This window comes from Marinobacter sediminum (genome assembly GCF_016820575.1).
GTDB classification, from domain to species: Bacteria; Pseudomonadota; Gammaproteobacteria; order Pseudomonadales; family Oleiphilaceae; genus Marinobacter; species Marinobacter sediminum.
Window position 1 is genome coordinate 543,565 of record NZ_JAEMQH010000002.1, and the last position, 19,074, is coordinate 562,638.

15 protein-coding genes and 4 tRNA genes are annotated in these 19,074 nt (G+C 56.7%); 15 read left to right on the forward strand and 4 right to left on the reverse strand.

The window, feature by feature from the left end; all coding sequences use genetic code 11:
• Positions 1-19 precede the first annotated feature (19 nt).
• Positions 20-1,072, reverse strand: coding sequence for a 2-dehydropantoate 2-reductase (locus tag FGO67_RS09355; protein ID WP_203300455.1), 1,053 nt, complete (start codon positions 1,070-1,072; stop codon positions 20-22).
• Between the two features lie 197 nt (positions 1,073-1,269).
• On the opposite strand from FGO67_RS09355, the gene FGO67_RS09360 reads away from it, so the two are divergent.
• The 5 genes from FGO67_RS09360 to FGO67_RS09380 all read left to right on the forward strand — a co-directional run bounded on the left by FGO67_RS09360 (position 1,270) and on the right by FGO67_RS09380 (position 6,613).
• Positions 1,270-2,154, forward strand: coding sequence for a hypothetical protein (locus FGO67_RS09360; RefSeq protein ID WP_203300456.1), 885 nt, complete (start codon positions 1,270-1,272; stop codon positions 2,152-2,154).
• Between the two features lie 262 nt (positions 2,155-2,416).
• A complete protein-coding gene (locus FGO67_RS09365) occupies positions 2,417-3,442 on the forward strand; it encodes an amino acid ABC transporter substrate-binding protein (protein WP_203300457.1) in 1,026 nt (341 codons plus the stop codon).
• Between the two features lie 89 nt (positions 3,443-3,531).
• Complete coding sequence (locus FGO67_RS09370; protein WP_203300458.1) at positions 3,532-4,719, forward strand: amino acid ABC transporter permease; 1,188 nt, start codon at positions 3,532-3,534, stop codon at positions 4,717-4,719.
• The gene (locus tag FGO67_RS09375; RefSeq protein WP_203300459.1) at positions 4,719-5,804 is read left to right on the forward strand and encodes an amino acid ABC transporter permease; all 1,086 of its coding nucleotides are present in this window, start codon (positions 4,719-4,721) and stop codon (positions 5,802-5,804) included. The genes FGO67_RS09370 and FGO67_RS09375 overlap by 1 nt, the downstream gene beginning before the upstream one ends.
• Positions 5,805-5,902: 98 nt before the next feature.
• Positions 5,903-6,613 carry an amino acid ABC transporter ATP-binding protein gene (locus FGO67_RS09380; RefSeq protein WP_203301163.1) on the forward strand — a complete coding sequence of 237 codons (711 nt, stop codon included), beginning with the start codon at positions 5,903-5,905 and terminating at the stop codon, positions 6,611-6,613.
• A gap of 48 nt (positions 6,614-6,661) precedes the next feature.
• On the opposite strand, the gene FGO67_RS09385 is transcribed toward FGO67_RS09380, so the two are convergent.
• Both FGO67_RS09385 and FGO67_RS09390 read right to left on the reverse strand, forming a co-directional pair.
• Complete coding sequence (locus tag FGO67_RS09385; RefSeq protein WP_203300460.1) at positions 6,662-7,387, reverse strand: UDP-2,3-diacylglucosamine diphosphatase; 726 nt, start codon at positions 7,385-7,387, stop codon at positions 6,662-6,664.
• On the reverse strand, positions 7,384-7,893 hold the full coding sequence (locus FGO67_RS09390; RefSeq protein ID WP_203300461.1) for a peptidylprolyl isomerase: 510 nt from the start codon (positions 7,891-7,893) through the stop codon (positions 7,384-7,386). The genes FGO67_RS09385 and FGO67_RS09390 overlap by 4 nt, the downstream gene beginning before the upstream one ends.
• Before the next feature lie 136 nt (positions 7,894-8,029).
• Here FGO67_RS09390 and FGO67_RS09395 point away from each other — a divergent pair, with 136 nt between their 5' ends.
• From FGO67_RS09395 to FGO67_RS09405, 3 genes are all read left to right on the forward strand, one after another.
• Positions 8,030-9,709, forward strand: a complete 1,680-nt coding sequence (locus FGO67_RS09395; RefSeq protein ID WP_203300462.1) for a glutamine--tRNA ligase/YqeY domain fusion protein — start codon at positions 8,030-8,032, stop codon at positions 9,707-9,709.
• On the forward strand, positions 9,706-11,094 hold the full coding sequence (gene cysS, locus FGO67_RS09400) for a cysteine--tRNA ligase (RefSeq protein WP_203300463.1): 1,389 nt from the start codon (positions 9,706-9,708) through the stop codon (positions 11,092-11,094). The genes FGO67_RS09395 and cysS overlap by 4 nt, the downstream gene beginning before the upstream one ends.
• A gap of 144 nt (positions 11,095-11,238) precedes the next feature.
• Positions 11,239-13,419, forward strand: coding sequence for a malate synthase G (locus FGO67_RS09405; protein WP_203300464.1), 2,181 nt, complete (start codon positions 11,239-11,241; stop codon positions 13,417-13,419).
• Positions 13,420-13,511: 92 nt separating this feature from the next.
• Here FGO67_RS09405 and folD read toward each other — a convergent pair whose 3' ends face one another.
• Positions 13,512-14,369: a bifunctional methylenetetrahydrofolate dehydrogenase/methenyltetrahydrofolate cyclohydrolase FolD gene (folD, locus tag FGO67_RS09410; RefSeq protein ID WP_203300465.1), complete on the reverse strand. Its 858-nt coding sequence runs from the start codon at positions 14,367-14,369 to the stop codon at positions 13,512-13,514.
• Positions 14,370-14,600: 231 nt separating this feature from the next.
• Here folD and FGO67_RS09415 point away from each other — a divergent pair.
• The 7 genes from FGO67_RS09415 to clpX all read left to right on the forward strand — a co-directional run bounded on the left by FGO67_RS09415 (position 14,601) and on the right by clpX (position 18,945).
• Positions 14,601-14,677 (forward strand) — tRNA-Pro (locus tag FGO67_RS09415).
• 32 nt (positions 14,678-14,709) lie between these two features.
• A tRNA-Arg gene (locus tag FGO67_RS09420) sits at positions 14,710-14,786 on the forward strand.
• Between the two features lie 85 nt (positions 14,787-14,871).
• A tRNA-His gene (locus tag FGO67_RS09425) sits at positions 14,872-14,947 on the forward strand.
• Positions 14,948-15,076: 129 nt separating this feature from the next.
• Positions 15,077-15,161 (forward strand) — tRNA-Leu (locus FGO67_RS09430).
• A gap of 308 nt (positions 15,162-15,469) precedes the next feature.
• Positions 15,470-16,774, forward strand: coding sequence for a trigger factor (gene tig / locus FGO67_RS09435; RefSeq protein ID WP_203300466.1), 1,305 nt, complete (start codon positions 15,470-15,472; stop codon positions 16,772-16,774).
• A 175-nt stretch (positions 16,775-16,949) separates the two neighbouring features.
• A complete protein-coding gene (gene clpP, locus FGO67_RS09440) occupies positions 16,950-17,585 on the forward strand; it encodes an ATP-dependent Clp endopeptidase proteolytic subunit ClpP (protein ID WP_203300467.1) in 636 nt (211 codons plus the stop codon).
• Positions 17,586-17,661: 76 nt separating this feature from the next.
• Positions 17,662-18,945, forward strand: coding sequence for an ATP-dependent Clp protease ATP-binding subunit ClpX (gene clpX / locus FGO67_RS09445; RefSeq protein WP_138441730.1), 1,284 nt, complete (start codon positions 17,662-17,664; stop codon positions 18,943-18,945).
• Positions 18,946-19,074 lie beyond the last annotated feature (129 nt).

Genomic DNA, 19,074 nt, shown 5'->3' on the forward strand with positions numbered 1-19,074 from the left:
CAGCCTTTCGCACAAGTTGTTATCTCGAGGCTCGGGCAGCCTGCAATTCTTCCAGCAGTTCGTCTCCCGCCCAGCGTCGTCGGGTGTTTTCGCAATCGTGTACCAGTCTGGTCAGGCGTTGGTTGACTGGCGCTGACTGGTTCAGGGACTCGGCAAGACGAACAACTTCGCCATTGATCCAGTCCACTTCCGTGGCACGGCCGGCCTCCAGATCTTCCCACATGGAAGAGCGGGCGATGGGGTCAATCTCCAGCATCCGTTTCGCCAGCCGGGTGAACAGCCAATTTGGCAGTCCCATCACCGATGGCACCAGGTGCATGGGCACAGGGGTAAGTTGTACTGCCTCAATGCCCGCCTGGCTCATTAACTCAAGCGTCTCGCGCTGGGCCATGGCGAGGCAGCGACGGTAATTGCGATCAGACAGCTCTTCCAGCAACGGTACATTGGAAAGCGCGTTGATCGGATTGTTCAGGTTCAGCAGCAGCTTGGACCACATCACCGAGGTCATGTCGTCACGTAACTCCAGCGGCAAACCGCACTGTTCGAAAGCTGGCAGAAACAGGCGCAGGCTGTCGTCCCGGGCTGCCATCAGGTGCCCTTCGGTACCGTGGTGGAAATGTCCAGCTTTCTTCTGCAGCACGTTGAAGGGAATCATGCCTGCGCAAACCCGGGCGTTGGGGAGCCGTGCCCGCAACTCCTCGGCATTGGAAATGCCGTTCTGAAGACTCACCACCGGCGTTCCCTTGGGCAGAACCTTGGCAAGGGTGGCTGCGGCTTCGGCTGTGGCCGCAGACTTCACGGTGACCAGCACCAGATCAGCAATTGCCGCCACCGAGGCGTCGTCGGTGAACTGCTCAGGCGTAAGCCGCGTCTCGAACGAAAAGCCCTCATAGTCAGTCAGCACCAGCGGGTGGTTATCAAAGACCTGACGTAGCCGTGGACGGCCCACCATGACCACGTTGGCGCCCCCGGACAGCAGCCGCCCACCCACATAACAACCGACACTGCCGGCACCGAAGATCACGATGCGAGGCGAACCACTGGAAGAATCAGGGGAGTAGGTGTTGGGCATTGGAATTCCGTTTTTTGTTAGGTCAGTGAGAAGACTGTCTGGCCGTCCATTAGAAGTCAATGTGGTTTATTTCCATTTCGTAAGGCGGTTTTTTCCACGACAGAATCAGCTCTGTTCCATAATGAGTCGACGCAACCAGGATCGGGATGCAGATGGCTGCCATCCGATCAGTCAGAGATCGAGGTTCTAAATAAATTATGATTAAAAACAGATGGATACTGATTTTCGGCGTGCTGTTTCTGGCGGCCTGCGATGGTTCAGACATCCAGTCGGTCGAGACCGGGGGCATGCAGGAAGAAGCAGTGGGGGAGACCGATGAACCGGATCTCTCCTTAACCCTGGGGCCGGGACAGATGGAATGGGTGGGGGCCCAGATTTTTCGGAATGAGTGTGCCGGCAAGCTGGAATGCCTGGTGCATTGGAACGAGGGTGAGGATTTCCCGTCCTTGGGTATCGGTCACTTCATCTGGTACCCGAAAGGAGTCGAAGGCCGGTTCGTTGAGAGTTTTCCGGCACTGATCCAGTACATGACCCAGCGTCAGGTAGCCATGCCGGAATGGCTGCGGAAACTCGACCCGATGGACGCGCCCTGGCCGGACCGCAAGGCGTTTCTGGCAGCGGAGGACTCGGTTGAGATCGCTGAGTTGCAGGCATTCCTCGCTGGCTCCCAGGGGCTGCAGGCCGAATTCATTGTGCGCCGGGCCAAGGAATCCCTGGAGAAAGTGGTCTCAGCAGCACCGGAACCCGAGCAAGATTCGGTGCGCAAACGACTCAAGGCGCTGGCGGCCACACCGGGCGGAATCTATGCGTTGATGGATTACGTCAATTTCAAGGGCGAAGGTATTTCTGCCATGGAACGCTACAACGGGCAGGGCTGGGGCCTGCTGCAGGTGCTGCTGGAGATGGAGCCGCAAACCGCTGAGCGGCCAGCGCTGATGAATTTTCGCGAGGCTGCCGGGCGGGTGTTAACCCGTCGGGCCGAAAATGCCGAGAATCCGATCGAAAAGGAGCGTTGGCTGAGTGGCTGGCTGAAGCGGCTGGAGACCTATCGCGAGCCTGCCCAAATGGAATCATCGACATAAATTTTTCGTAAAAACTAGTTGATTTCTCGAAGTTTGTTCTACTTTATAGGGGTACGGCTCGTAAATCTTGCCTCGGGTGAGGGCGACGCATTAGAGTAGGTGCACCAAGTTGGCGCAAACTTGGTCGCTCTCATCAGCCGATTGGTAAGGTGAGGCCGAAAAAAATAGAAAACAAATAAAAATATCAATGACATAGCTTGCATGGCTCACAATTTGCTGAATCCCATCGCGAAGCAACCAACCGAAGTTCGGAGATCCGATAATGAATAAGACGAAATCGATTGTCCTGGGAATGGCACTGGCATCTGGCGCGTTTGCGGCCAGCGGTGCGATGGCTGCAACGACGCTGGAAAATGTGAAGGAGAAGGGGCACCTTCAATGCGGCGTTACCAGTGGTCTGCCTGGGTTCTCCCAGCCTGATGAGAAGGGTAACTGGACGGGTATCGATGTCGACACCTGTCGCGCCGTTGCGGCCGCCATTTTTGGCGACGCCAAGGCCGTTGAATTCACACCGCTGACTGCGAAAGAGCGCTTCACCGCCTTGCAGTCCGGTGAAATCGACATGCTTTCCCGTAACACCACCTGGACCCTCACCCGTGATGCGTCACTGGGTCTGAACTTTGCCGGCGTGAACTATTACGACGGCCAGGGCTTCCTGATCAACAAGGACATTGGTGTTGATGACGCCACCCAGCTGGACGGCGCCACTGTGTGTATCCAGTCAGGTACCACCACCGAGCTGAACCTGTCTGATTACTTCCGCGCCAAAGGCATGGAATTCAAGCCGATCGTATTTGATACCTCTGAGCAGACCGTTCAGGGCTTCTCTGCAGGTCGCTGCGACGTACTGACTTCCGACCGCTCCCAGCTGGCGGCCCTGCGCTCCAAGCTGGCTGATCCGGAATCCGCCAAGATCCTGCCGAACACCATCTCCAAAGAGCCTTTGGGCCCGGTGGTCCGCCAGGGCGACGATCAGTGGTTCAACATCGTGAAGTGGGTATTGTCGGTGCAGATCAATGCCGAAGAGCTGGGTGTTACCAGCGCGAATGCCGACGACATGCTGAAATCTGACAACCCGAACATTCAGCGCCTGCTGGGTACTGACGGTGACATGGGTGCCAAGCTCGGCCTGCCGGCTGATTTCGGCCACAAGGTTGTGAAGATGGTCGGTAACTACGGCGAAATGTATGACCGCAACGTGGGTCCGGACACTCCACTCGGTCTGGATCGCGGTATCAACGCGCTCTGGACTGAAGGCGGCATCATGTATGCGCCGCCGGTTCGATAAGACCTGAAAGCCGCAGCGGGTGCTCTAGATTGAGCACCCGCTGTTATCTCTGACGAAGTGAACTGCAGGGAAGCTTTCCGGGAAATTGCATGAAAAAACAAACAATTGATTCAAAGCCTGCGGGGCCAAAGCCCTGGTATGACCCCCGGGTACGTTCCTTATTCTTCCAAATTCTGGCCATTGCCGCCGTTTTTTGGGCTGGCTGGACTCTGGTAGAAAATACGCTCTCGAATATGGAGAGCCGGGGTATAAGCACTGGTTTCGGGTTCCTCGATGAAACCGCCGGTTTCGGCATCATCATGAGCCTGGTGCCATACGATTCGACCATGTCCTACGGTCGGACGTTCTGGGTTGGTCTGACCAACACCTTGCTCGTCTCGGCCATGGGTATTATTGCGGCAACGCTGCTTGGTTTCATCATCGGTGTAGCGCGTCTGTCCAGCAACTGGCTGGTAGCCAAAGTCTCGCTCTTTTACATCGAAGTGATTCGAAACATTCCGTTACTGCTGCAGATATTCTTCTGGTATTTCGCAGTATTGGGTGCCTTACCGTCGCCCCGGCAGAGTATCGAGGTAGGCGGCACGATGTTCCTCAACAACCGTGGCCTGTATGTTCCAGAGCCGCTAACCCAGGATGGGTTCGGACTGGTTTGGGGGGCGCTTCTGTTTGCTATCGCAGCTGTGGTTGGCATCCGCACCTGGGCCAAGAAACGGCAACTGGCCACTGGCCAGATTTTCCCGACCTTCAAGGTTAGTGTTGCCATTCTGGTGGTCCTGCCAGTATTGGCCTATTTCATCGCGGGTAGCCCGCTGGAATGGGATGTTCCGGCGCTGAAAGGTTTCAATTTTGGCGGTGGCATCACCATTATTCCAGAGCTTGCCGCACTGTGGCTGGCGCTTTCGCTGTACACGGCCAGTTTCATCGCTGAGATTGTTCGCTCCGGTATTCTGTCGGTGAGTAAGGGGCAGACCGAGGCGTCCAAGGCGCTCGGATTGCCGAACGGACTGACCCTGCGTCTGGTTGTGATTCCGCAGGCCATGCGGGTCATCATTCCGCCGCTGACCAGTCAATATCTGAACCTCGCCAAAAACTCCTCGCTCGCGACCGCCATTGGTTATCCCGACCTGGTGGCCGTGTTCATGGGCACAACGCTGAACCAGACGGGGCAAGCGGTTGAGGTGGTCGCCATTACCATGGCGGTGTATCTGACCATCAGTCTGTCGATCTCACTGTTGATGAACATTTACAACCGGGCCGTGGCGATTAAGGAGCGATGATGACTGAGTCCACCATGAAACCACCCAAGAAGGCCCTCACTCCGGTGAAATGGATGCGGGAGCATCTATTTTCCACGTGGTACAACTCCTTGCTTACCGTCGTAGTCGGGTATCTGGTTGTGACCAGCGTTGGACCCTTGCTGAATTGGGCTCTGTTTGATGCCAACTTCCAGGGTGCCGATGCAAGCGACTGTTCCGGTGCAGGCGCCTGTTGGCTGTTTATCAGCCAGCGTTTGAATTTCTTTATCTACGGGTTCTACCCCGACGAACTGCAGTGGCGTGTGGACATCATGTTCCTGCTGCTGGCGGTTGCTTTTGTGCCCCAGTTCATCGAGCGCTTCCCCGGCCGTAAATGGTTCGGCATCTTTGGCATGACAGGGCTGCCTGTCATTGGCTACTTCCTGATTCCAGGCGGTAACTTTGGCCTTGAGACTGTGGAAAGCACCAAATGGGGCGGCTTGATGCTGACCTTGATCCTGGCCTACATCGGGATCCTTGCGTCGTTGCCCATTGGCGTTCTGCTGGCCCTTGGTCGTCGCTCCGAGATGCCAATCATTCGTGGGCTCAGCGTGGTGTTCATCGAAGTCTGGCGAGCGGTGCCGCTGATCACCGTGCTGTTTATGGCGTCGGTCATGCTTCCGCTGTTCCTGCCAGAGGGAATGAACTTTGAGAAGCTGATGCGGGCGTTGATTGGTATCACGCTTTGGCAGTCGGCTTACATGGCTGAAGTCATCCGTGGTGGCTTGCAGGCCATCCCGAGAGGTCAATACGAAGCCGCCGATGCGCTCGGCCTTGGGTACTGGAAGAAAATGGGCCTGGTGGTGTTGCCTCAGGCGCTGAAGCTGGTCATACCCGGCATCGTGAATACCTTTATTTCACTGTTCAAGGACACCACGCTGGTCCTGATTATCGGTCTGTTCGACGTGCTCGGCACCGTTCAGTCAACGGTGACTGACCCGGCCTGGCAAAACGTCGCCGTGGAGGGCTATGTCTTCGTGGCCTTCTGTTTCTGGATATTCTGTTTCGGCATTTCCCGTTACAGCCAGAACCTCGAACGCAAACTCGACACCGGTCACAAAACCTGATGGGTAACCCAATGACAGAACAAACCCAAACTTCTGAAGTAAAGTCCTCCGCTCAGGGCGAGACGGGGAAGAATCCGGGCATCATCCGGGTTGAAGGGATGCACAAATGGTACGGCGATTTTCACGTTCTCAAGGACCTGAACCTCACGGTTAAGCAGGGCGAACGGATTGTTATCTGTGGCCCGTCCGGTTCCGGTAAATCGACCTTCATTCGATGCATTAACCGGCTGGAAGAGCACCAGCAGGGCAAAATCATTGTCGACAATGTTGAGCTGACGGACGATATTCGGCACATCGATACCGTACGTCGGGAAGTCGGCATGGTGTTCCAGCACTTCAATCTGTTCCCGCACCTTACGGTGCTGGAGAACTGCTGCCTGTCGCCAATCTGGGTCCGCAAGGTTCCGCGCAAGGAAGCGGAAGCCTCAGCCATGGAATACCTTGAGCGGGTGAAAATCCCGGATCAGGCCCATAAGTTCCCGGGGCAGCTTTCTGGCGGTCAGCAGCAGCGGGTAGCCATTGCCCGGGCGCTGTGCATGAAGCCGAAAATCATGCTGTTCGATGAGCCGACGTCGGCACTGGATCCCGAGATGATCAAGGAAGTGCTGGATGTCATGATCGAACTGGCCGGTAGCGGCATGACCATGCTCTGCGTCACTCACGAGATGGGCTTCGCTAAGACCGTGGCGGACCGAGTGATCTTTATGGATGGCGGGGAAATTGTCGAGGAGGCACCGCCTCACGACTTCTTCAGCAATCCGCAGGAGGCGCGTACGCAGCAGTTCCTCAAGCAGATCCTGGCGCACTAGAACCAGCGCCAGAAACAAAAAAGCCGGGCGTTTGTCCGGCTTTTTTCGTTACAGCGGTCGTTTGTTCAGCACCGGCTCTTCACCGGGCTGAACTTCCAGCCACCAAACGTGGGTGTCCCAGTCGCCCAGCACTATACGTTTGGCCGGTTGACCATTGGCCTCCAGGTGATGCTCAGCCGGCCGGTGAGTGTGGCCGTGTATCAGGCGCTGCACGCCGTGCGCCTCCATGTCCTTGACCACTTCTTCCGGCGTGACGTCCATGATGGTTTCCGCTTTGCCCTGGTTCTTCGCCATGCTGATTTCCCGCAGTTGACGCGCCATCTGCTGGCGATCAGCCAGCGGGCGCTGCAGGATCATCTGCTGCCACTGTGGATTGCGCATGTTGGCGCGGAACTTCTGGTACTCCACATCGGCGGTACACAGGCTGTCACCGTGCATCAGCAGGGTAGGGGTGCCGTACAGATCAACGACGGTGGGATCATCCAGCAACGTTGCCCCTGCCCGGTCACAGAAGTCGTGACCGATCAGGAAGTCGCGGTTGCCGTGCATCAGGAAGATTTCGGTTCCGCTCTCGCTGACTGCACGAAGCGCTGCCGCAATCTGTTCCTGCAGCGGTGTGCGCTCGTCATCGCCGATCCAGGCCTCAAAGAAATCACCCAGAATGTAGAGCTGTTTTACTCCGTGGGCCTTTTCCTTCAGGAAGCCGAGAAACGCCTCCGTAATGTCCGGCCGGGATTCCTCCAGGTGGAGATCCGAGATAAACAGCGTGGTCACGCTGCACCTCCCTCCTCAAGCACTTTGGCCGAGATAATGACGACGTCTTCTGCCGGGACGTCCTGGTGGCCAGCCTTGATAGTGGTGCTAACGGCACGAATCAGGTTGACGGTTTCCATACCCTCGACCACCTTGCCGAACACACAGTAGCCCCAGCCTTCGGCGTTCTTGGCGCTGTGATCGAGGAACCCGTTGTTCTCGACATTGATGAAGAACTGGGCGGTGGCGGAGTGCGGGTCCATGGTGCGGGCCATAGCTACTGTGCCTTGCATGTTGCTCAGGCCGTTATCCGCTTCGTTCTGAATGGGATCGCGGGTTTTGCGAGGCGTCATGCCAGGCTCGAAGCCGCCACCCTGAATCATGAAGTTGCTGATCACCCTGTGGAAAACAAGGCCGTCGTAAAAGCCGTCACGAACGTACTGTTCAAAGTTCTTGGCGGTCTCGGGAGCCTTGTCGTGATCCAGTTCGAGCTTGATGTCGCCAAGGTTGGTTTGCAGCAAAATCATCAGGGTATCCTGTTCAAAAGAATTAGTGGGCCTAAAGGCCGTATTGTACGCAAGAGTTTCCCGCTATGCATGAGTCCCGCTCAGATTTGTGAGTATAATAGGCGGTTTCTGATCCACCCTTTTCTACAGAGAACGTATGAGCGCCGAATCGAAGAAAGCCCACAATTTTATTCAGAGCCTGATCGAAGACGCCATCGCCAAGGGCGAGCACGCTGGTAAGGTGGTAACCCGTTTCCCGCCGGAGCCGAATGGCTATTTGCACATTGGTCACGCCAAATCCATCTGCCTGAACTTTGGCATTGCGGAGACCTTCGGCGGCGAATGCAACCTGCGATTTGACGACACCAACCCGGAAAAGGAAAACCAGGAGTACATCGACGCCATCAAGGCGGACGTGTCCTGGCTTGGTTGCCAATGGGCGGGCGAGGTTCGTCACGCGTCGGACTACTTTGACGCGCTTTACGCTTTTGCCGAGGAGTTGATCGAGAATGGCAAGGCGTATGTCTGTGCGCTCTCGGCTGATCAAATGGCAGAGTACCGTGGCAGCCTGAAGGAACCGGGCAAGAACAGTCCGTACCGGGACCGTCCGGTGGAGGAAAATCTCCAGCTGTTCCGCGATATGCGCGATGGCAAATACCAGAACGGCGAATTGGTGTTGCGGGCCAAGATCGACATGGCGTCTCCCAACATCAATCTGCGCGACCCGATTCTCTACCGCGTTCGTTACGCCGACCATCACCAGACCGGCAACAAGTGGTGCATCTACCCGATGTACGATTTCACCCATCCAATCTCGGATGCGCTTGAAAACATCACCCACTCTCTGTGCACCCTGGAATTCGAGGATCACCGGCCGCTCTACGATTGGGTGCTGGATAATATTTCTGGCCCTTGCCATCCGCGCCAGATCGAATTTGCCCGCCTGAACCTGAACTACACCATCACCAGCAAGCGCAAACTCAAGCGCCTGGTGGATGAGAATTTTGTGGACGGCTGGAACGACCCGCGGATGCCAACCATTTCCGGCATGCGTCGCCGTGGCTACACACCGGAATCGATCCGCACCTTCTGCGACATGGTAGGGGTCAACAAAGCTGGCGGTACGGTCGACGTGGGTATGCTGGAGCACGCCATTCGGGAAGACCTGAATACCCGCGCGCCTCGCGCCATGTGTGTGATGCGCCCGCTCAAGGTGACTCTGACCAACTATCCCGCCGACCAGACCGAAACGCTGGTGCTGCCGGTGCACCCCCAGAATCCGGAGATGGGGGAGCGCGATGTCACCTGGAGCCAGGCCCTGTTTATTGATCGTGAGGACTTCGCCGAAGAGCCGCCGCGCAAATGGAAGCGCCTTGCCCCGGATCAGGCCGTGCGGCTGCGTGGTGGTTATGTGATGACCTGTCGCGAGATCATTCGTGACGACAGTGGCGAGATTGTCGAGCTTAAATGCGAATACGATCCGAACACTCTGGGTGTGAACCCTGAAGGCTATAAGCCCAATGGCGTGGTGCACTGGGTGTCCGCGACGGACAGCGTCGAGGTCGACATTAACCAGTACGATCGCCTGTTCAATCACGAGTCCCCGGACAGTGATAAGGAAGGCGATTTTACCGATCACCTGAACCCGGAATCCCTGGTTGTGCTTCATGGTGCGCGGGCTGAGAAGGGCCTGGTGAAGCCGCGAACCGATCTGCCGTACCAGTTCGAGCGGGAGGGCTATTTCTTCTTCGACGAGCTTTTGTCGCAGAATGCCGGTCGGCCGGTCTTCAATCGAACCGTTACGCTTCGTGATTCCTGGAGTAAGGGGGGCAAGTGATCCGCATCTACAACACGCTCTCGCAGCGCAAGGAAGAGTTTAAGCCCATTGAGCCTGGCAAGGTGAGGATGTACGTCTGCGGCATGACCGTGTACGACTACTGCCACCTTGGCCATGCCCGGGTCCTGGTGGCTTTCGATGTCATCACCCGGTATCTGAGGCATCGGGGTTACGACGTGAACTACGTGCGTAACATCACCGACATTGACGACAAGATCCTGCGGCGGGCGGAGGAGAATGGCGAAGCCTTCACCGACCTGACCGACCGCATGATCCGCGCCATGCACGAGGATGAGGCCCGGCTGGGCGTTCTGTCGCCCACGGAAGAGCCAAGGGCAACCGGCTATATCAATGAGATCGTGGCGATGATCCATAAGCTCATCGCCAGTGGTCACGCCTACGCCGCCGACAACGGCGATGTCTATTTCGCTGTCGACTCGTTTGCCGACTATGGCAAGTTGAGCAAGAAAAAGCTCGAGGACCTGGTTGCCGGTGCCCGCATCGATGTCCAGGAAGCCAAGCGCAGCCCGGCGGATTTTGCGCTGTGGAAGGCTGCAGGTGAGGGCGAGGTCAGCTGGCCGTCACCCTGGGGCGATGGTCGCCCGGGCTGGCACATTGAATGTTCGGCGATGTCGACCGAGTGTCTGGGCGATACCTTCGATATTCATGGCGGTGGTCCGGATCTGTTGTTCCCCCACCACGAGAACGAAATCGCTCAATCCGAATGCGCCACCGGCCACGAATTTGCCCGGGCCTGGATGCACGCGGGTGCGATCCGGGTCAACAAGGAAAAGATGTCCAAGTCCCTTGGCAACTTCTTTACTATCCGCGAAATTCTCGAAACCTATCCGGCGGAAGTGGTTCGCTATTTCCTGGTGTCCAGCCATTACCGCAGCCAGGTCGATTATTCCGAGGATAATCTGGCCGAAGCCGGTCGCACCCTGACCAAGCTTTACAATTCGCTGCGCGGTATTGTTCCGGCCAAGGCGGCAGACGTGGGTGAAACAGAGCATGATCGCCGTTTCATGGAAGTGATGGACGACGATTTCAACACGGCCGGTGCCATTGCGGTGCTGCATGCCGTGGCCAATGATATCAATCAGCATCGTCGTGACGGGCGTGATCAGGAAGCCAAGCAAAGTGCCGCGGTTCTGGTTCGTCTGGGCTCTATTCTCGGGCTGCTGCAGCAGGATCCAGAGGCATTTTTCCAGGGCGATACCGGCGGCGAACTCAGTGCCGAGGACATTGAAAAAATGATCCAGGCCCGCAACGACGCCCGCAAAGGCCGCGATTTTGCCGAAGCCGATCGTCTCCGGGATGAGTTGGCGGACAAAGGCATTATCCTGGACGATTCCCGCGAAGGTACAACCTGGCGGCGGGGCTGAGGTTTTAGAAAGCTAAAACAAAAGCCGCATGGTACGAGTGGGAATGACCTGATACGCATTTTCCCGTACAATGCGGCGCTCAAATTAGAATGCCCCCTCAATGAAGGGGGAGTCGGGAAACGTAACCCACTGAGGCAGACAACGATGACAGAACGCGTACAAGTCGGCGGCATTCAGGTCGCGAAGAATCTGTATGATTTCGTAAACAACGAAGCGATCCCGGGAACCGGTGTCGACGCAGATAAATTCTGGACCGCTTTCGACAAAATCGTGAACGAATTGGCCCCGCGTAACCGCGAGTTGCTGGTCAAGCGTGATGCGATTCAGGAAAAAATGGACAGCTGGAACCGTGACCACAAAGGTCAGAAGCTGGACATGGCCGAGTACAAGTCCTTCCTGAAGGAGATTGGCTACCTGGTCGAAGAGCCGGCGGATTTCAAGATCTCCACCTCCAACGTCGATCCGGAAGTCGCCACCATGGCGGGCCCGCAGTTGGTTGTCCCGATCATGAACGCCCGTTTCGCGCTGAACGCCGCCAACGCCCGTTGGGGTAGCTTGTACGACGCGCTGTACGGTACCGACGCCATCTCTGAAGAGGGTGGTGCGGACAAGGGTGCCGGCTACAACCCGGTGCGTGGCGCCAAGGTTATCGAGTGGGCCCGCAAGCTGCTGGACAGCTCCGCTCCACTGGCATCCGGAAGCCACAAGGACGCCGCCAAGTACTCTGTTGAGGGCGGCAAGCTGGTCGTCAAACTGCAGAACGGTGAGTCCACTGGCCTGAAAGACGAGTCTGGCTTTGTTGGTTACACCGGCGCCGCCGATGCGCCCACTGGTGTGCTGCTGGTCAAGAACGGCATGCACTTCGAGATCCAGATCGATGCCAGCCACCCGATTGGTAAAGACGACGGCGCCCACGTCAAGGACGTGCTGATGGAGTCGGCCCTGACTACCATCATGGACTGTGAAGATTCCGTTGCCGCCGTTGACGCCGACGACAAGGCCCTGGCCTATCGCAACTGGCTCGGCCTGATGAAGGGCGATCTGCAGGAAACCTTCGAGAAGGGCGGCAAGCAGCTGACCCGGAAAATGAACTCGGATCGCACCTACACCGCGCCTGACGGTGGTGAGCTGAGCCTGAAAGGCCGCAGCCTGATGTTCATTCGTAACGTTGGTCACCTGATGACCAACCCAGCGGTGCTGCTGAGCGATGGCCAGGAAGTGCCGGAAGGGCTGATGGATGGCCTGATCACGTCGCTGATTGCGATTCACGACCTGAAGGGCGGTGGTAGCTTCCAGAACAGCACCAAGGGCTCCATGTACATCGTTAAGCCCAAGATGCACGGTCCGGAAGAAGTGGCGTTTACCAACGAATTCTTCGGTCGTGTGGAGGATGCCCTGGGCCTGCCTCAGTTCACCCTGAAAGTGGGCATCATGGACGAGGAGCGTCGCACCACGGTAAACCTGAAAGCCTGTATCCACGCGGCCAAAGAGCGTGCGGTATTCATCAATACTGGCTTCCTGGACCGTACCGGTGACGAGATGCACACCTCCATGGAGATGGGACCGTTCATTCGCAAGGGCGAAATGAAGCAGGCAGCCTGGATCAACGCCTACGAGCAGTGGAACGTGGATATCGGTCTTGAGACTGGTTTCCGTGGTGTCGCTCAGATTGGTAAGGGCATGTGGGCCATGCCGGATTTGATGGCTGGCATGCTCGAAGCCAAGATCGGTCACCCGAAATCCGGCGCGAACACCGCCTGGGTTCCATCACCGACTGCGGCAACACTGCACGCAACCCATTACCACCAGATCAGTGTGAGCGACGTTCAGAAAGACATCGAAAGCCGCGCTCGTGCGAACATCGATGACATCCTGACCGTGCCGGTTATGACCGATCCGGGTGCGCTGTCTGCCGAGGAGATCCAGCAGGAGCTGGATAACAACGCGCAGGGCATTCTGGGCTACGTTGTACGTTGGGTTGAGCAGGGCGTTGGTTGCTCCAAAGTGCCGGACATCAATAACGTCGGGCTGATGGAAGACCGCGCCACTTTGCGGATTTCCTCGCAGCTGCTGACCAACTGGCTGTACCACGGCGTTTGCACCGAGGCGCAGATCGACGAAACCATGAAGCGCATGGCCGCCGTGGTTGATAAGCAGAACGCCGGTGATGCGTCCTATCGCGCCATGGCGCCGAACTTTGACGACAGTGTTGCCTTCCAGGCGGCGATGGATCTGGTCCTCAAGGGTCGTGAGCAGCCGAATGGCTACACCGAGCCGCTCCTGCACGCATACCGTCTGAAGGCGAAAGCCAAGTACGGTGCGTAAGCGCTGAGTAGGCACAAAAAACCCCGCCTGGTGCGGGGTTTTTTTATGGCTGCTTGTGACGGTGCAATACGTGTGTCTCAGCGTTTAGGTGCTCAGTCCTTGTGCAGTACGTCAGCCGCGTACAGTGTGTTCTGGAGCAGGGTGGCGATGGTCATTGGCCCAACGCCGCCCGGAACCGGCGTAATGTAGGCTGCCCGCTCAGCTGCCGCGTTAAAGTCGACATCTCCGCGCAATTTTCCGTCGTCCATGCGGTTAATGCCCACGTCGATGACCGTTGCACCCGGCTTTACCCATTCCCCGTTGATCAGGTTGGGTTTGCCGGCGGCCGCGATCAGGATGTCTGCCTCACCAACGAATTTTTCCAGGTTTGGCGTAAAGCGATGGCAGACGGTGGTGGTTGCGCCTTTCAGGAGCAGTTCCATGCTCATGGGGCGGCCGACGATGTTGGAGGCGCCCACGATGACCGCGTGCTGGCCCTTATACGGGGTGTTGATGCTGTCCAGGAGGGTGATGATGCCTGCGGGCGTGCAGGGTCTGAGCGTCGGCTTACGCTGCATTAAGCGGCCGATGTTGTACGGGTGGAAGCCGTCCACGTCTTTGTCCGGGCGGATCTTGACCAGGATCGGGTCGGCATCAAGATGCTCTGGCAGTGGTAACTGCACCAGAATGCCATCTACGGTCGGGTTTTCGTTCAGCTCATCTATGAGAGCTTCCAGGGCTTCCTGAGACGTGTCTGCAGGCAGGTCGTAGGACAGCGAGAGTATTCCGGCCTGATCACAGGCTTTGCGCTTGTTGCCTACATAGACGTGGGAGGCCGGATCTTCGCCGACCAGTACCACGGCCAGCCCGGGTGCGCGAAGCCCCTGCTGTCTGCGAGCTTCTACACCGGCGGCAACCTGCTGCCTGACACCGGCGGCGATTTCTTTTCCGTTAATCAGTTTGGCGCTCATGTTTTGTCTTGTCGCTTGGGCGTTGAGAAATGAAGGCCGAGCATTGTCTCATGCTTCCGTCAGAACTCCAATTGGCGGGGCGTTGGCGGCGTTTTCCGGAACTTTCCAGGGGGCGTAAGGTCTTATTAAAGCCTGATCTTTTGGTAAATTTGGAAATCCGTGTTGACGGCACCGTCCGGCGCCGGTAATATGCGCGCCAACTTTGCTGAGGCACTTGTTGTTCAGTTCAGACGGGGTATAGCGCAGTCTGGTAGCGCGCCTGCTTTGGGAGCAGGATGTCGGGAGTTCGAATCTCTCTACCCCGACCACTTTTCTGATATTCAGGTGGGCGAACGGTTAAGCGCCCGTAGCTCAGCTGGATAGAGCACCCGCCTTCTAAGCGGGTGGTCGCAGGTTCGAGTCCTGCCGGGCGCGCCATTTAGGCGTCGGCTTGGTCCGCGCCGTAGTCGCCGAAGCAGCAAAGTTGAGTATTGTAAGTACCGAAAGGTATGTCCTGATTGTGGTGGACGTAGCTCAGTTGGTAGAGCTCAGGATTGTGACTCCTGCGGTCGAGGGTTCGAACCCCTTCGTCCACCCCACTTTTCTTGTTGTTTCCCGCTTTGACGAAAGACTCCACGGCAGCAGTTGCTGGCACGGGTGAGCTTCGAAGCGAGAAATGAGTGGCCCAAGCTGCGAAAGCGCTAGGCTCACACAGTTTCAAAAGTTATGCGGGTGTGGCGGAACTGGTAGACGCGCCAGATTTAGGTTCTGGTTCCGAGAGGAGTGGGGGTTCAAGTCCCTCCACCCGCACCAACTTTAAAAGCCTTTTGGAGACAACCCAAGAGGCTTTTTTTATGGGTGATTTATTTCCTGGCGCCCGTATCTGCAACAATCCATCGGCGCCCCCTTTCTTTTTCAGATTTGATCCCCATTTTCTGTGACTAACGCGAGCACGGTCTGCTCTTGAACTCCGTGGGGTCACAACGGGTGATTCTCTCCCCGGGGCAAACCGTGATAAACTATCGCCTTTTAATTTTCGGCCTGTTTTCAGGATCAGCCTGAAAGCCGGTTTTCAAGTTTGATTTCATTCACATACTGAACCTGTAATTTGAGGATCTTCCATGCAAGTGTCTGTTGAAACGACCTCCAACATCGAACGTCGCATGACGATTGGTGTGCCCGCCCAGGAAATTGACCAGGCGGTTCAGAAGCGCCTGCAGGAAACTGCGCGTACCGTACGCCTGAATGGTTTCCGCCCGGGCAAGGTGCCCATGAAGGTGGTTAAGCGTCGTTTCGGTGACAGCGTCCGCCAGGAAATTGTGGGCGAGGTTATGCGCGATCAGTACGTCAAGGCATTGCAGGAGCAGGACATCAACCCTGCGGGCTGGCCGAAGTTTGAGCCGAAGACCATGGAAGAAGGCAAGGACCTTGAGTTCGTTGCCATCTTCGAAGTGCTGCCGGAAATCGAGCTGGGCGACCTGAGCAAGATCTCTGTTGAGAAGCTGACTTCTGACATCGCTGAGAAAGATGTCGACAACATGATCGATAACCTGCGTCGTCAGCAGGCCACCATGAAGGAAGTCAAGCGCAAGTCCAAGAACAAGGACGTGCTGACCATTGATTTCAAAGGCACTATCGACGGTGAAGAGTTCGAGGGCGGTGCCGCTGAAGGTCACCGACTGACCTTGGGCTCTGGCCAGATGATCCCTGGCTTCGAGAAAGCCATTCAGGGTGGTAAAGCCGGCGAGGACATGGAAATTGAAGTGACCTTCCCGGAGGATTACCACAACGAAGAACTGGCAGGTAAGCCGGCCAAGTTCGAGATCAAGATCCACAAGGTTGAAGAACCGCAGTTGCCTGAGCTGGATGCCGAATTCTTCAAGAAATTTGGCATCGAAGCTGAAGACGAAGCCGCGTTCCGTGAAGAAGTGAAGAAAAACATGGAGCGGGAGCTGAAGCAGGCGGTTTCCAACAAGGTCAAGAATGACGTTGTTGATGGCCTGCTGGAAAGCACCGAGCTGGACGTGCCGACTGCCCTGGTTGACCAGGAAATCGATCGCCTGCGTCAGGACGCGGTACAGCGTTTCGGTGGCCAGGTAGATTTCCAGCAGCTGCCGAAGGAAATTTTCCAGGAGCAGGCTGAGCGTCGCGTTAAGACTGGCCTGTTGTTCCAGGAAGTGGTCAAGAAGAACGACCTGAAGGCGGATCCGGCCAAGGTAGATGAAAAGATCCAGGAGATCGCGTCTACGTATGAACAGCCTGAGGAAGTTGTTGCTCACTTCAACAGCAACCCGGAGCAGAAGTCGCAGATCGAATCTTCTGTGCTGGAAGACGCTGTCGTTGACCTGGTGCTGGAACAGGCCAAGGTTAAAGAGAAGAAGGTTAAGTACGAAGAGGCCGTTCAGGCTGGACAGCAGCAGCGCTGATCCGGTCAGGGTCGGAGCTGGTTCCGGCCCTGTTGGTCGACCCCAGAAAACAGCCGGCTTGTCCGGCTGTTTTCATCTGGGGCGGCTGCTGGCAAAGTAAGCAGTGCAATAACACCTGTGATGAACACCGTGGCGCGAGTCCACGTCCCATTGTCCATAAGGAGTTCAGGCGCACATGACGCAGAAACCAATTGACGGTCCCGCAATGGTAACCAATTCCGGCCTGGTGCCGATCGTTATTGAACAGACCGCGAGGGGCGAGCGCTCCTTCGATATCTATTCCCGTCTGCTCAAAGAGCGGGTGATCTTCCTGGTTGGCCCGGTTGAAGATCACATGGCCAATCTGATCGTCGCCCAGCTGCTGTTCCTGGAGTCCGAGAATCCGGACAAGGATATCCACCTGTACATCAACAGCCCAGGTGGCTCTGTGACCGCAGGTATGTCGATCTACGACACCATGCAGTTCATCAAGCCGGACGTGGCGACCCTGTGTGTTGGCCAGGCTGCCAGCATGGGTGCTTTCTTGCTGGCCGGTGGCGCGGAAGGCAAGCGTGCCTGCCTGCCGAATTCGCGGGTGATGATTCACCAGCCGCTGGGCGGTTACCAGGGGCAGGCGACCGATATTGAGATTCACACTCGTGAAATCCTCAAGATCCGTCACACCCTGAACTCAATCCTGGCGCACCACACCGGCCAGGATCTGGACACCATCGCCAAGGACACGGACCGTGACAATTTCATGGATCCGACGCAGGCGAAAGAGTATGGGCTGATTGATTCTATACTTGATAAGCGCGTCCCGAATAAATAATACTGGAAGTAATCGCATCATTCTTGGCCGGCGTAATAGCCAGTAACGCCGGCTAACCAAGATCAGAGGTATTTCAATGGCAGATGAAAGAAACGGCAGAGGCGACGATAACGGCAAGTTGCTCTACTGCTCGTTTTGCGGAAAGAGCCAGCATGAAGTCCGCAAGCTCATTGCAGGGCCCTCGGTGTTCATCTGCGACGAGTGTGTCGACCTGTGCAATGACATCATTCGTGAGGAAATTCAGGAGAATTCCCAGGAAGAGGCTAGCGACCGGCTCCCGACACCCGCAGAGATACGAGACACGCTGAACGAATACGTTATCGGTCAGGATCGTGCCAAGGTTGTGCTTTCGGTGGCGGTTTACAACCACTACAAGCGCCTGCGTTACGGTGAAGGCAAGGCGGATGTTGAGCTGGGTAAGAGCAACATCCTGCTGATCGGCCCGACCGGTAGTGGTAAGACCCTGTTGGCCGAGACCCTGGCGCGGATGCTGAACGTTCCGTTCACTATTGCTGATGCGACCACGCTGACTGAAGCGGGCTATGTGGGTGAGGACGTCGAAAACATCATCCAGAAACTGCTGCAGAAGTGCGATTACGATGTCGACAAGGCCCAGCGCGGTATTGTCTACATTGATGAGATCGACAAGATTTCCCGGAAGTCGGATAACCCGTCAATCACCCGGGACGTCTCAGGCGAAGGTGTTCAGCAGGCACTGCTGAAACTGATCGAGGGCACAGTAGCCTCGGTTCCGCCTCAGGGCGGGCGCAAGCATCCGCAGCAGGAATTCCTGCAGGTGGACACTGGCAATATCCTGTTTATCTGTGGCGGCGCTTTTGCAGGTCTCGACAAGGTGATCCAGGAACGCTCAGAGCGCAGTTCCATTGGTTTCTCGGCCTCTGTGGTCAGCCAGGAAGATACCAAGAGTACCGGCGACATCATCAAGGATGTTGAAACCGAGGATCTGGTGAAGTTTGGCCTGATTCCAGAATTTGTCGGCCGTCTGCCGGTGGTGGCAACACTGACCGAGCTGGACGAGCCTGCGCTGGTTCAGATCCTGACTGAGCCGAAGAACGCGCTTACCAAGCAGTACCAGAAGCTGTTTGATATGGAAGGGGTCGAGCTCGACTTCCGTGAGGATGCCTTGCGGGCGGTTGCGCGCAAAGCCATGGAGCGCAAAACCGGCGCCCGTGGTCTGCGTTCGATCATGGAAGCCACGCTGCTGGATACCATGTACCAGATTCCTTCTGAGCATGACGTTGCCAAGGTGGTCATCGATGAAAGCGTGATTGACGGGGATTCAGAACCCTTCAAGATCTACGCGAGCAACGACCACGCCAAGGCAGTGCCGGAAGATTGATCCGGCGTTTGGCGGGGCGTTAAAACAAAAAGGGGCGGAAACGCCCCTTTTTGCGTTTTGTATCCCCGTTTTCCCAGTCTGTTTCGTATGGTAAAGAGATTGCATTTTTTACGGGCGCCCCAATGAAGG